We start from the raw sequence: 14027 nt of genomic DNA, 5'->3' as shown, positions 1-14027 counted from the left end.
TCAGGTGCCAAATCCGTCGCGACCGATTGAAACATAAGATGAAAACCCGGCGCGCTTCGCATCCTTTGGACTGTAGATGTTGCGCAGGTCGGCCATGGCCGGCGATGCCATCCGTTTCGCCATACGCTCCAGGTCAAGAGCGCGAAATTCGTTCCATTCGGTAAGAATAACCAGCGCATCCGCGTTCTGTACTGCCTTATAAGCATCATCAAACCATGAAACACCCGGCAACAACGTCTCTCCCTCGCGCTTGCCCTGAGGGTCTACAACCCGAACCTTAGCGCCGTTACCAACCAGCGAGGGAACGATTGTAAGGCTGGGCGCATCGCGCATATCGTCCGTATTCGGTTTAAACGTGACACCCAAGACCACAATAGTTTTTCCATTCACCGAGCCGTCGCATATATCGACGACCTTGTCGATCATCCGGCGCTTAACCTCGTCATTCACTTTGATCACAGTTTCGGTCAGTTGCATCGGCACGGAATGGTCCTGCCCCATACGGGCCAACGCTCGCGTGTCTTTTGGAAAGCAGCTACCACCGTAACCGGGACCGGCGTGTAGAAATTTGGACCCAATGCGATTGTCCAGACCCATCCCCTTTGACACCATCTTGACGTCGGCACCCGTACGCTCACACAGTGCTGCGATCTCGTTAATAAAAGTGATCTTGGTCGCCAGAAAAGCATTGGCGGCATATTTTATCATTTCAGCGCTTTCCAGATCCGTCGACATGATCGGGAATTCGCGCAAAGAAAGCGGGCGGTAAATATCTTTCATTACATCCGCCGCACGTTCATTTTGCACCCCTACGACGACGCGGTCAGGGCGCATGAAATCATCAATAGCTGCCCCTTCGCGCAGAAACTCCGGGTTTGACGCGACGTCGAAATCGGCTGACGGGTTGGCTTTGGCAACGACCTGTTTGACCTGCCGATTTGTCCCAACCGGAACCGTCGATTTGGTTACCACGACCGTATAGCCCGTCATCGCGTTGGCGATTTCCTCAGCCGCGGCCATGACATACGTGAGGTCAGCATGTCCGTCGCCGCGCCGCGTCGGCGTACCGACTGCAATGAAAACCGCGTCGGCACCATCAACGGCGCTGGCTAGTTCACCGGTGAACGATAGCCGGCCGGCGCTCACATTCTTTGCCATCAGGTCTTCGAGACCCGGTTCGTAAATTGGCACGATGCCTTGTTTAAGCTGTTCAATCTTCCGAGGGTCTTTATCCACGCAGACAACGTCGTGGCCAAAATCTGAAAAACAAACGCCAGAGACCAAGCCAACGTAACCGGTGCCAATCATTGCAATCTTCATCGGATAATATTCCTAAATAAATTTTTTGCGCCACCTCTGTCAGTCAAGGCGCGCTATTCTCACACTTAACGATCTGCAATCGCAAAACCAAGGTATGCAATAGGCATCAGCATACGTCTTAACCGACCAAGCTCGAATTTCACGAACGGACCTTTCATGCTTTCTGGATACGGTGTTTGTGAGGGCCTGCGCAACACCACATCTGCGATGAGCGCGCCACAATAGCTTCCCATGGCCACGCCGTTTCCATGGTAACAAAGGCTTGCATACAGATTTTCCGATTGGGGGAGCTTCCCTACGAACGGCATTTGATTGCGCGCCAAGCAAACCATACCGGACCAGCCATAGGGGGTCTCTACGCCTTTCCACGCGGGAAAGATCAATTCGAAATCGCGTCGGACACGCATCAGCGCACGCACTTCGGCCTTTGGTCCGGTCATTAACCCGCCGCGCATTCCAAATAACATTCGCCGATCCGGCATCAGCCGGAAATAATGTAAAAGATTGCGGGTGTCATAGACCATCTGGGGGCTCGTCCACCCTGCCTGTTCAAGCTCGTCATCCGATAATGGGCGTGTCACGATAACGCTAGATTGCGCCGGCATGTAGCGTCCGGAAAGATCCGGCGACAGATCTTCGGAAGAATAACCGTTTGTGGCCAAAATGATCTTGTCAGCAGTCACTGTGCCGCTTGACGTTTCAATTTGATGCTTGTTGCCTGTCCGAGTGATCCGCTGCGCACCCGTATGATGATAGATGATAGCGCCCGCCTTTTCGGCAGCGGCTGCAATCCCGGTTAGATATTTAAGCGGGTTTAGTGCAAATCCGGCCGGAACCGTCAATGCGCCATGGAAAGGTCCGCTTGTCCCCAAAGCCGCCATTTCATGCTTTTCAACCAGTGTTGCGTCGAGCCCATAGTTTTCCTTGATTACGGAAACGCGCCTGCGCAGATAATCCATGTCACGCGCGCGGTGCGCCAGCTCGGTCTCTCCGGACGAATGTCGGTCAACATCGATGTCATACTGTTTTACCAGCGCATCCACCAGGTTGATCGCAGCCATTTCGGCGGAACGGAATGCCAGACGATCAACCCGCCCAAACTGTTTATCCAATGCGGTATCGTCAAGCCGCCCTCCCCCCAGGCAACAGAAACCGCCATTTCTACCCGATGCCCCCCATCCGACGTAGTGATTTTCTAGGACCACAGTTTTGACGCCGAACTTAGCGAGATGAAGAGCCGCAGATATCCCGGTAAAACCTCCACCGATGATAGCAACATCACAGCTTTGCCCCCCGGTAAGCGGCGGGCGTGTCGGAATTTCACAGGTTTGGTTCCACCAGCAATTCAAGCGCGGGGCGTCACCATAGGCGAACTTTCCAAAGATATGCTTCACGAAATCCCGCGCTCTGCCGCTTGCAAATCTTGCTGCGCCTTTACCGTCCTGCGCTTGGAAATCAGCGATGCCGTGATCACACCCACGGTAACCACCCCGATCATTATTGTGGATAATGCGTTTATCTCGGGTGACACGCCCAATCTGACCGCGCTCCAGATCTTGATAGGCAGCGTGGTGGAAGAAGGGCCAGTGGTGAATGAAGCAATAACCAAATCATCCAAAGAAAGGGTAAAGGCGAGCAACCACCCCGAGATCACAGCGGGGGCGATGATCGGCAAAGTGACCAACCTGAACGCGTCAAACGGAGAACAGCCCAAATCAAGCGCGGCTTCCTCAAGCGACCGGTCAAAAGTGACCAGACGCGAAGACACCACAACAGAGACGTAACACATTGAAAACGTTGTATGCGCAAGTACGATGGTCAACACGCCGCGGTCCAGCCCAATGCCGATGAACAGCAATAACAGCGACAGGCCGGTGATGACCTCTGGCATTACCAGTGGGGCATAGATCATCCCGGAAAACAGGGTACGGCCCAGAAATTTCCCTCCGCGCACCAGGACATAAGCAGCCATCGTTCCCAAAATTGTCGCCAATGTCGATGAGATTACTGCGACCTTCAACGTCACCACCGCCGCATCCAAAAACGCTTCGTTTCGGATAAGTTCCCCGTACCATTTGGTCGAGAAACCTGCCCAGACGGTGACCAGCTTCGAACTGTTGAAGCTGTAGAACACCAATAGCACCATCGGCAGGTATAAAAACGCAAACCCCAAGGTGAGTGACGTGACATTGAACCAACTGGCGCGCCTCATGTGTCTGCCTCTGCTTGGCGCTGCTGGTTGCGTTGAAACAGCGTGATCGGGACAATCAAGATCAGCAACAACACCACCGCCACCGCGCTGGCGACCGGCCAATCCCGGTTGTTAAAGAACTCCTCGAACAAAACCTTTCCGATCATCAGCGTGCCGGATCCCCCCAGAAGCGAGGGAATAACGAACTCTCCCAGCGCGGGAATAAACACAAGGAAACAGCCCGCAATAATGCCGTTTCTAGATAACGGGACGGTAACAAGCCAAAAGGCTGTGGTGCGTGAGCAACCCAGGTCCTCGGCCGCCTCTATCAGAGATTCATCCAGACGATCCAGAGCCGCATAAATTGGCAGAATCATGAATGGCAGGTAAGTGTAAACAATTCCGATATAGACTGCGGTTGTCGTGTTCATGATGGCCAATGGCGCGTCAATCCACCCCAGCCACAAAAGCAACTGGTTCAAAAGCCCTTCATTACTGAGAATGCCGACCCACGCATACACACGGATCAAAAAGCTTGTCCAAAAGGGTAAGATCACCAACATCATAAGCGTGGGACGCCATTCGTCTGGCGCGCGGGCCATGCCATAAGCCATCGGATAACCGACAAGCAGAGCAAGTACCGTCGAAATTAACGCAATCTTCAGACTGCTTAGATACGCCTTCCAATACAGGTCATCGGACGCAAGAAAGGTAAAATTCTCGAAATCAAACGCAGACAGCATATTAAGGATGCCATCCTTGACCGTCGGAGAATACGGGGGGATCGCCAATGCCAAGTCGGACAATGAAATTTTAAGAACGATAAAGAAAGGAATGAAAAACAGCGCCAGCAACCATGCATATGGCACCGCGATAAGGACAAAACGGCGGATATTCATTGGTCTAACAACACGCCAGCGGTAGCGCTCCAAGATATCCAGACCTGATCTTCCCATGTAATTGAACGGCGTGACAAACGGCGGGTATTGGCGGTTTGCGCCTTAACAATTTGCCCACCCTCAAGCTGAACATAATAGGTGCTTAGGTTTCCCAGATAGGCAATATCCAATACAGTCCCTTTTGCCGTGTTCTTGGCATCTACCGGCTGCTCGGTTGATATCGTGATCTTCTCGGGCCGAATGGCCAGATGAGCGGTTTGCCCATCGCTGAACGGACGCTCCGAAGCTGCCAAGAGCGGGGCCTGACTTGCGTTCCAGTCGATATGATAAAGGTCTTCGCCAGCAGGTTTGACCGTGCCTTCGATAATATTGACGTCACCGATGAAGTCCGCGACATAAACCGAGTTAGGGGCTTCGTATATTCTGTCCGGTGTCGCCACTTGGATGATACGCCCCTCGTCCATCACCGCAACACGGCTGGCAACGGTCATCGCTTCTTCTTGATCGTGTGTCACAATTACAAAAGTTGTACCCGTACTCTCTTGGATATCCATCAATTCAAACTGCGTGTCCTGGCGCAATTTTTTGTCCAGCGCGCCCAATGGTTCATCCAGCAGCAACAATTTCGGAGCTTTCGCCAATGAGCGCGCCAAAGCGACCCGTTGACGCTGCCCCCCGGATATCTGATGTGGTTTGCGCCGTGCAAATTTCGTCAGACGGGTAAGCTTCAGCATCTCTTCAACACGCGTTACTATTTGCTGTTTGGGTACCCCGCCGCGCTTTAGCCCGAATGCTATGTTATCCCACACGGTAAGATGCGGAAACAACGCATAGGACTGAAACATCATGTTCACTGCGCGCTTGTTGGGCGGAACACCGGCGATGTTCTTGCCTGCCAATTCCATCGTTCCGGACGTAGGATTTTCGAACCCGGCCAGCATTCGCATCATGGTTGTCTTGCCACAGCCCGAAGGCCCCAGCAGCGCAAAAAATTCGCGCTCATAGATATCCAGCGTCAAACCATCAATTGCGACGAATTCACCAAATTTCTTCGTAACATTATTAAATCTTATCAGTGGCTTACCATTTGGGTCGTCCCAAGGGGAAAAATTGGTTTGGCTCACTTTGGGCTAATCCTTTACACAGCCCAGAACGGGCATGGGAAGAGAAAAAGATGGGGCACGGTTGCCCCATCCTCTTTCATGTCGCGTTAAGTTCCCGACTTCACCTTGGTCCACAAGCGCGTCACCACACGCTGAACTTTGGGTGGGTAAGGTGAGGTCGTATAAAGATTTTCCAACGTTGCCGCGTCAGGATAGATCGCGGAATCCCCGATCACGTCTTCGACCAGAAACTCTTGGCTCGCCTTGTTGCCATTAGCATAATAGACGTAGTTTGACGCCGCTGCCATGTTCTGCGCATCCATGATGAAATTGAGAAACTTATGCGCCCCCTCCGGATTTGGCGCATCAATCGGGATTGCCATATTGTCGAACCACATCAAGGCCCCTTCTTTGGGGGCGTGGTATTCGATTTCAACACCATTGTCCGCCTCAGCCGCCCGATCCCGAGCTTGCAAGATATCGCCGGACCAGCCGAAGGCTACGCAAATGTCCCCGTTTGCCAACGCATTGATATACTCCGAGCTATGGAACTTTTGAACGAAGGGAGCCACCGCGGCCAGAACAGGCTCGGTTTTCTGTATCGTGTCAACATCTTGGGCGTCCGGGTCTTCGCCAATATACTTCAGCGCTGCCGGGATCATCTCGACCGGTGCGTCCAGAAACTGCACACCGCATTGCGAAAGCTTTTCCATGTTTGCGGGATCAAAAATCAGCGCGAGAGAATCAACGGGTGCGTCATCACCCAGGACTTCTTTGACTTTATTAATGTTCACCCCAATGCCGGTTGTGCCCCACATATAGTTAATCGCGTACTCGTTACCGGGGTCATATTTAGCGACCCGTGCATCGATCACATCCCACATGTTCTTGATGTTAGGTAGCTTGGATTTATCAAGTTTTTGAAACGCGCCGGCTGAAATCTGTCGTTGTAGGAACGTTCCCGACGGGACCACCACATCATATCCCGAGCCACCCGCCAGCATCTTGGTCTCAAGAACTTCGTTGCTGTCAAAGACGTCATAGATCAGGTCGTAACCGGTTTCGTCCTCAAACTTTTGCAGCAATTCTTCGTCAATATAATCAGACCAGTTATAGACACGCACCTCTTCGCTGATAGCGGTGGTGCCGATGAATGCGATTGTGGCGATGCCGCCAAGCAAACCATATTTCATTGTAAACTCCCTTACGATAGGCTCGGTTGGTCCAGGCCTTTATCTAATTTGATCAAGTTTTGCGTCTTGCGACAAGATGATTTATAAAAATAGGCATGCGTATGCCGCGCATGCAATGATTGCTGTACACAATTTGGGCAGATCCGATGATCCTTAATGACACCACCATTAGCTCTCAACAGGTCCTCGATATTTCCCCCAAGGTGCCCGCACACCAACATGTCTATGAACGCTTGCGCGCATGCATTTTGTTCGGCGATCTGGCACCCGGTCAACCTGTCACGATACAGGGCCTTGCTGCCACACTCAGCGCAGGAATGACCCCTGTCCGCGAAGCGCTGCGCCGGTTGATAGCGGAGGGTGCGTTGGTCCATCAGGGCAACAGGCGTGTGTCCGTTCCCGTTCTCACGCAGGCCGGCGTCAAAGAAATGGGTTTTATGCGTAAACACCTTGAAGGGGAGCTTGCACGCCGTGCCGCCGTTCGGATGACCCCTACGTTTCTTGCAAGGTTGGTTCAGATCGACTCAGCGTTGAACGATGCCATTTCCGGCGGCAATATCGGGGACTACCTCACGCATAATTACCGGTTTCACAACGAGGTATACCGTTGTGCCGATGCGCCGATAATGGCTGAAAGCGTCGATCGGCTTTGGCTGTTGTTTGGTCCCTCACTCCGTGTGGTGTGCGGGCGCTTTGGGACCCTGAACCTGCCCGACAAACATGCCGACCTGCTTGCCGCGTTTGAGGCGAATGATGATGTGGCGGCGGCGGCGGCGATGGAAGAAGACGTGGCGCAGGGGATGCGTCAGATACGGGCATCGCTTTAAGTCGAACGACACTGTCCAACGGATCACGGAACAGGCGCGATTCGATTGACTCTGCATAATTTGATCATATTCTAGCCTCTACAAATTTCGCAGTAATTTTAGGTGCTCCTTCATGTCCCATATCACCAACCATATGCCTACAGCCGAGCTTCAAGCATTGGACGCCGCCCACCATATGCACCCCTTCACGACCAATGATGAACTGGCCCAGAAAGGTGCGCGCATCATTACCGGGGGGAAGGGCGTCTATCTGACCGATAGCGAAGGTAACCAAATTCTCGATGGCATGGCCGGGCTATGGTGCGTCAATATCGGTTATGGCCGACAAGAGATGGCCGATGTCGCGGCACGGCAGATGTTGGAACTGAACTATTACAACACCTTCTTCATGACAACGCATGTGCCTGCGCTTGCCTTGGCCAAGGAAATCGCCAGCCTTGCCCCCGGCGATCTGAATCATGTCTTCTTTGCCGGTTCGGGTTCCGAGGCGAATGACACGAACATTCGAATGGTGCGCACCTATTGGGCGATGAAAGGCAAACCCGAGAAATCACATTTCATCAGCCGCAAGAATGCCTATCACGGGTCGTCAATGGGGTCGGGGTCGTTGGGTGGGATGACTTATATGCACGAACAGGGGGGCCTGCCGATCCCCGGGATTCACCACATCAATCAACCCGACTGGTGGGCTGAAGGTGGTGATCAGACCCCCGAAGAATTCGGCCTGTCCCGAGCACAAGAGCTTGAGGCGAAAATACTCGAACTTGGGCCCGACAAGGTTGCCGCGTTCATTGGAGAACCCATTCAGGGTGCCGGTGGCGTTATCATCCCACCCAGCACGTATTGGCCCGAGATCCAGCGAATTTGCGACAAGTATGATGTGCTGATTATCGCGGATGAAGTCATTTGTGGGTTTGGGCGGACCGGCAACTGGTTCGGTTCGCAAACCGTTGGTATTACCCCTCATATCATGACCATCGCAAAGGGTCTGAGCTCCGGTTATCAGCCCATCGGCGGATCGATCGTATGTGACGAAATTGCCCATGTGATCAACAGCGGCGAATTCAACCATGGCTATACGTATTCTGGCCACCCGGTATGTGCAGCTGTCGCTTTGGAAAATCTTCGCATAATTCAAGACGAAAACATATTGGACCACGTCAACAACGTGGCCGGTCCGGCGTTGAGGGAAGGCTTGTCTAAGCTGGCTGAACATCCATTGGTCGGCACTGCAAACGTCGCAGGCCTGATGGCGTCCTTGCCGCTGTCACCCCGCAAGGAGACCCGGTCAAAGTTCGCGGGCGATGCGGGTGTTGTAGGATACATCTGCCGTGAACGGTGTTTCGCCAACGATTTGGTGATGCGCCACGTCGGCGACCGGATGATCATCTCTCCGCCCTTGGTCATTACCCCCGAAGAAATCAAGGTATTCATGACCCGTGCGACCAAGGCGCTGGATGAAACTTATAAAGCGCTCAAGGAAGATGATCTGCTCAAGGCCGCCGAAGATCATGCCCATGATCATGAAACGCCTTTGGGCTAAGAGTCTGCGGCACGGTCTGCGATCGTGCCGCTACACCAATCTGTCGCCAAGCCTTTCCAGCATCCCCAGGCACATTTCCAGCTGATCAAGGCTGACGAATTCATCCGGCTTGTGGGCCTGCGCAATGGACCCTGGCCCACAAAGGATGACATCCATTCCCATTTGTTGAAACAGGCCGGCTTCGGTGCCAAACGGCACCACTCCGGCAGAATTCGCGCCAAGCAGCGTCGCCATCAAATCACGGGCCGCATTCTCGGTCATCGGCTCCAGGCCCGGCACTTCACCCACGGTTTCCATTGCGATATCAGCCTGTGGATATACGGCGCGCATCTGAGGCAACAGCTCATCCGTCACGAACGCCTCCATCGCTGATTTCACAAAGCGCATATCGCTGTCTTGAACTGGTCGGAATTCCCAATCCACTTCGGCTTTGCCGACGATGACATTATGTGCGTGGCCACCTTGGACCCGGCCGATGTTGATCGTGGTATAAGGCGGGTCGAACCGGCTGCCTATGGGAGTACGCGCGCGCAAGTCGCCGCGCAGTTCCATAAGCCGTGTCACATACCGCACCGCGTATTCCGCCGCGTTCACACCTAGCTCGGGCGAGGACCCGTGCCCCTCCAGCCCTTCAAAGCGGGTGGTATATTCACAGCATCCTTTGTGGCCTTCGATGACGCGCATCTCCGTCGGCTCTCCGATGATCGCGATATCGGGCTTGATACCCAGCCTGTTCAGCTCAGGTATCAACGCCTGTGCGCCCAGACATCCGGTCTCTTCATCATAGGTAAAGGCAAAATGAACAGGTCGCTTAAGAGGCATTGCCGCATATCGCTCCGCCATGACGATAGACGCGGCGATGAACCCCTTCATGTCGCAGGTGCCGCGACCGTAAAGAAGCCCATCAGCCCGGCGCATCTCGAACGGGTCGCTGGTCCAGTCCTGATCCGTTACAGGGACCACGTCCGAATGCCCCGACAGCAAAATTCCCCCAGGCTCGTCTGGCCCCAGCGAAGCGAAAAGCGTCGCCTTGGTGCCTGTCTCGTCGCCAAAGATATGCGTTCGGGCACCCAGCGATTGCATTCGCCCCGAAAGGTCGAGGATCAGCTCCAGGTTGCTATCAGTGGAAACTGTCGGGTAAGCGATCAGCCGTTCCAGTAGATCAACAGTCGCCTGTAGGGTCATTTAACAAACATTTTACGTGGGCGATTGCAAAATGTCTCGGCGGCTCCGTCTTGTCTGATCCGAATGCTCTCCGTGATCTCGATACCCCAATCCTTCATCCAAAGACCGGGCATAAAGTGAAATGTCATGTTCGGTTCAAGCACGGTTTCGTCCTCAGCACGGAGAGAAATTGTCCGCTCGCCCCAATCCGGTGGATAGCTGAGGCCGATTGGATACCCACAGCGTGCGCCCCTTTCGATGCCGGCCTTTTCCAATGGCGCGGCCAATGCATTGGCTATATCGCACGCACGGTTTCCGGCGCGGGCAATTTCCAACCCTGCTTCCATCCCTTCGACCAGCGCCGCTTCGGCGCGTTTCAGAAAATCAGGAGGTGTCCCCAGAAACAGCGTCCGGCAAAATGGCGCGTGATAGCGGCGATAACACCCGGATATTTCAAAGAATGTTGCCTCGCCGGTGGCGAAAGGCCGTCCGTCCCAGGTAAGGTGCGGTGCAGCCGCATCGGACCCGGAGGGCAGCAATGGCACGATTGCCGGATAATCGCCCCATGCCCCATCAACACCTCGAATCGCATCGCGGTATATCTCTGCGACGATCTCGTTCTTGGGGACACCAGGCTCCACTCTTTCCAGCAGGCCGTCCACGATTTTTTCGGAAATAAGAGCCGCCTTGCGCATGAACGCCAGCTCGGGTTCCGACTTCACCGCGCGCTTCCAGTTTACCAGGGCCGTCGCATCGACCAACTGGGCCTTTGGCAAACTCGCAACAAGTGCCGCGTGAGCCTTGGCGGAATAGTAATAGTTATCCATCTCCACGCCTATACGACCCGCCTCGACCCCGGCAGCCGCCAGATGTACAGCCAGATCCTGCATGGGGTGCTTGTCGGTCGCCTGTACAAAGCCATCGGCATAGCCGCGAACCGAATCGGCGGTCATCCAGACAGTGCGCAAGGCACCGTTGGTGTCTTGATTGCGCCCCCACCATATCGGCTCCGCGTCGGGGAGCACGATCACGCCTTGGTGCACATAAAATGACCAACCGTCATATCCTGTTAACCAGGCTTGGTTACTTGGGTCCGTAACAAACAGCGCGTCCAGCCCACGATCGGCCATTTCGGCACGAACCAGATCCAGTCGGCGGTCATATTCTGCGGAGGAGAACGGCAAATCTAGTGCAGGCATTATAGTTGTCCTAGGGTCATTCAGGCCAGAGTGCGTCAACTTTGGGCGACGAGCAAACGAATACCGAAACTGATACTGCTTAGATAGCGGGCAAATAAACTGAATATTTAATAAATACCGATTTTCTTCCCGCAATTGGCGCGTTCTGCCCAAAACTGTCGTTAATTGGTTGCAAACAACAAGCCACCCCGCTTTAACTTTGGGTCAATGAGGGCGCAATAACGTCACAACCAACGGGGAGCCAACTTTTGGCAGATACTTCAGCAACAAATGCGTTTGTCGAATTCGAACGCGTGCAAAAAAGTTATGACGGTGAAAATCTTGTTGTAAAAGACCTGAACCTGTCTATGCCCAAGGGCGAATTTCTCACAATGCTAGGCCCATCAGGATCAGGCAAAACGACCTGCCTGATGATGCTTGCCGGTTTTGAAACGGCCACCCATGGCGACATCCGTCTTGATGGCAAGTCGATCAACAACATCCCGCCGCACAAACGCGGCATCGGCATGGTCTTCCAGAACTATGCGCTGTTCCCGCACATGACCGTTGCCGAAAACCTCGCCTTTCCGCTTGAGGTTCGCAAAATCGGAAAATCCGTGCGTGAGCAAAAGGTCAAGACGGCGCTCGATCGCGTGCAGATGGGTGATTTCGGTGGTCGCCGCCCTGCGCAGCTATCCGGGGGGCAACAGCAGCGCGTCGCGTTGGCGCGCGCCTTGGTTTTCGAACCCGAACTGGTGTTGATGGACGAACCACTTGGTGCGCTTGACAAGCAGCTTCGCGAAACCCTGCAATTTGAAATCACACACCTTGCCCACGAATTGGGAATTACAGTGGTATACGTCACCCACGACCAAACCGAAGCGCTGACCATGTCAGATCGGGTGGCCGTGTTCGAGAACGGCCGGATCCAGCAACTTGCCCCGCCGGATCAGCTTTACGAAGAACCGGAAAACAGCTTTGTTGCGCAGTTCATCGGTGAAAACAACACCCTGGAAGGTGTGGTGAAAGAGATCAAAGGCGGCACGTGTCTTGTTCAACTGGACGGCGGCGGCATGATCGAGGCAAAGCCGATCAACGTGACACAGGCCGGTGAACGCACCCGCGTTTCGATCCGCCCCGAGCGGGTTGAGTTCAACAAGGACCGAATGCCGGAAGGCGCGCATACTCTTAAGGCCGAAGTGCTTGAATTTGTTTATATGGGCGACATTTTCCGCACGCGTCTGCGTGTCGCCGGTACGGACAACTTTATTATCAAGACACGCAACGCACCTGATCAAGTGCGCTTGCAGCCAGGTCAGCAAATAGAAATCGGCTGGCTCGCAGAAGATTGCCGTGCGCTGGACGCCTAGGCGTCAGGCGACGGATCACCGCCCAACGATCGGCGGTATAGCACGAGGCTGTGATTAAGCCCGATATCACAGCCTCAAGACCCACACGGGCATATAATTGGGAGACTACTGTATGAAATTTACCACAACACTTCTCGCGACGTCAGCGCTTATCGGCGCGGGTACGTTCGCGCTTGCCGACGCTCACGGTAATATGGCGAATGAGATGACACTCGTTTCCTGGGGTGGCGCATACCAAGCCAGCCAAGACAAGGCTTATCTTCAGCCTTACCTTAAGAACAACCCTGGCGTGACCGGCGTGTGGGACGAAAGCTCCAACGAAGCGGTCGCCAAGCTGCGTGCGATGAACGAGGCGGGCAACATCACCTGGGATCTTGTTGACGTCGTGGCGGCCGATGCAATTCGTCTGTGCGACGAAGGCTTGGCAATGGAAATCGACGCCGACGAGCTGCTCGCAGCGGCACCTGACGGAACGCCCGCATCCGAAGATTTCGGTGACCTGCTGGTCAGCGACTGTTTCATCCCGCAGATCGTGTATTCGACTACGTTCGGCTACCGCACCGATATGGTTGGTGACACACCACCGACAAAAATCTGCGACGTGTTCGATCTGGAAGCCTACCCAGGCAAGCGCGCGCTTGAAAAGCGTCCGATCAACAACATGGAATGGGCACTGCTGTGCGACGGCGTGCCAAAAGATGAAGTCTACGACGTTCTAGCGACACCTGAAGGTCAGGAAAAAGCCCTGGCCAAGCTCGATACCATCAAGGACAGCGTAATCTGGTGGTCTGCCGGTGCTGACACTCCTCAGCTTCTGGCCGACGGCGAAGTCGTGATGGGCTCCACTTATAACGGGCGTCTTTTCAGCGTTATCGAAGAGCAAAAGCAACCCGTTGCGATGCTTTGGGACGCGCAGGTGTTTGACCTTGACGGTTGGATCATTCCTGCGGGCTTGCCAGCAGATCGCTTGGCACGCGTAAAAGACTTCGTGAAATTCGCCACCGACACACAGCGTCTGGCGGATCAATCGCAGTATATCAGCTATGGCCCTGCGCGTCTGTCCTCGGCTCCGATGGTCGGCAAGCACGCTGATCTTGGCATCGACATGGCACCCCACATGCCCACAGACCCCAAGAATGCGGCGAACACATTCTTGTACAACTACGAGTTCTGGGCAGATTATCGCGATGATATCGACGCGAAGTTCCAGGCTTGGTTGGCACAATAAACCACTAAACC

At 54.2% G+C, this 14027-nt stretch carries 12 protein-coding genes; 4 read left to right on the top strand and 8 right to left on the bottom strand.

Going from position 1 to position 14027, the window contains the following annotated elements; genetic code table 11:
• The 6 genes from AC13DE_RS08540 to AC13DE_RS08515 all read right to left on the bottom strand — a co-directional run bounded on the left by AC13DE_RS08540 (nucleotide 1) and on the right by AC13DE_RS08515 (nucleotide 6706).
• Nucleotides 1–1320: a UDP-glucose dehydrogenase family protein gene (locus AC13DE_RS08540; protein WP_483047565.1), complete on the bottom strand. Its 1320-nt coding sequence runs from the start codon at nucleotides 1318–1320 to the stop codon at nucleotides 1–3.
• Nucleotides 1321–1385: 65 nt separating this feature from the next.
• Nucleotides 1386–2714 carry an NAD(P)/FAD-dependent oxidoreductase gene (locus tag AC13DE_RS08535; RefSeq protein ID WP_483047564.1) on the bottom strand — a complete coding sequence of 443 codons (1329 nt, stop codon included), beginning with the start codon at nucleotides 2712–2714 and terminating at the stop codon, nucleotides 1386–1388.
• The gene (locus AC13DE_RS08530; RefSeq protein WP_446296970.1) at nucleotides 2711–3532 is read right to left on the bottom strand and encodes an ABC transporter permease; all 822 of its coding nucleotides are present in this window, start codon (nucleotides 3530–3532) and stop codon (nucleotides 2711–2713) included. The genes AC13DE_RS08535 and AC13DE_RS08530 overlap by 4 nt, the downstream gene beginning before the upstream one ends.
• Complete coding sequence (locus tag AC13DE_RS08525; protein WP_446306372.1) at nucleotides 3529–4404, bottom strand: ABC transporter permease subunit; 876 nt, start codon at nucleotides 4402–4404, stop codon at nucleotides 3529–3531. Before AC13DE_RS08525 ends, AC13DE_RS08530 begins: the two co-directional genes overlap by 4 nt.
• A 2-nt stretch (nucleotides 4405–4406) precedes the next feature.
• Entirely contained in the window at nucleotides 4407–5534 is a 1128-nt protein-coding gene (locus AC13DE_RS08520) for an ABC transporter ATP-binding protein (protein WP_483047563.1), read from the bottom strand.
• An 86-nt stretch (nucleotides 5535–5620) separates the two neighbouring features.
• Complete coding sequence (locus tag AC13DE_RS08515; RefSeq protein ID WP_446295920.1) at nucleotides 5621–6706, bottom strand: polyamine ABC transporter substrate-binding protein; 1086 nt, start codon at nucleotides 6704–6706, stop codon at nucleotides 5621–5623.
• Between the two features lie 146 nt (nucleotides 6707–6852).
• On the opposite strand from AC13DE_RS08515, the gene AC13DE_RS08510 reads away from it, so the two are divergent.
• Both AC13DE_RS08510 and AC13DE_RS08505 read left to right on the top strand, forming a co-directional pair.
• Entirely contained in the window at nucleotides 6853–7533 is a 681-nt protein-coding gene (locus AC13DE_RS08510) for a GntR family transcriptional regulator (protein WP_483047562.1), read from the top strand.
• Between the two features lie 112 nt (nucleotides 7534–7645).
• Entirely contained in the window at nucleotides 7646–9076 is a 1431-nt protein-coding gene (locus AC13DE_RS08505; RefSeq protein ID WP_483047561.1) for an aspartate aminotransferase family protein, read from the top strand.
• Nucleotides 9077–9106: 30 nt separating this feature from the next.
• Here the strand turns inward: AC13DE_RS08505 and argE are convergent, their stop codons facing one another.
• Complete coding sequence (gene argE / locus AC13DE_RS08500; RefSeq protein WP_446314396.1) at nucleotides 9107–10261, bottom strand: acetylornithine deacetylase; 1155 nt, start codon at nucleotides 10259–10261, stop codon at nucleotides 9107–9109.
• Entirely contained in the window at nucleotides 10258–11439 is a 1182-nt protein-coding gene (locus AC13DE_RS08495) for a M24 family metallopeptidase (protein WP_446295916.1), read from the bottom strand. Before AC13DE_RS08495 ends, argE begins: the two co-directional genes overlap by 4 nt.
• Before the next feature lie 248 nt (nucleotides 11440–11687).
• Here AC13DE_RS08495 and AC13DE_RS08490 point away from each other — a divergent pair, with 248 nt between their 5' ends.
• Both AC13DE_RS08490 and AC13DE_RS08485 read left to right on the top strand, forming a co-directional pair.
• Nucleotides 11688–12788: an ABC transporter ATP-binding protein gene (locus tag AC13DE_RS08490; RefSeq protein ID WP_446295914.1), complete on the top strand. Its 1101-nt coding sequence runs from the start codon at nucleotides 11688–11690 to the stop codon at nucleotides 12786–12788.
• Nucleotides 12789–12900: 112 nt separating this feature from the next.
• Complete coding sequence (locus tag AC13DE_RS08485; RefSeq protein ID WP_446295913.1) at nucleotides 12901–14016, top strand: extracellular solute-binding protein; 1116 nt, start codon at nucleotides 12901–12903, stop codon at nucleotides 14014–14016.
• The last annotated feature ends 11 nt before the right edge of the window (nucleotides 14017–14027 follow it).

This window comes from Sulfitobacter sp. L-8 (genome assembly GCF_056859255.1).
Note: the sequence above shows the minus strand (reverse complement) of the source record. Positions and strands in the feature narration are given on the sequence as shown.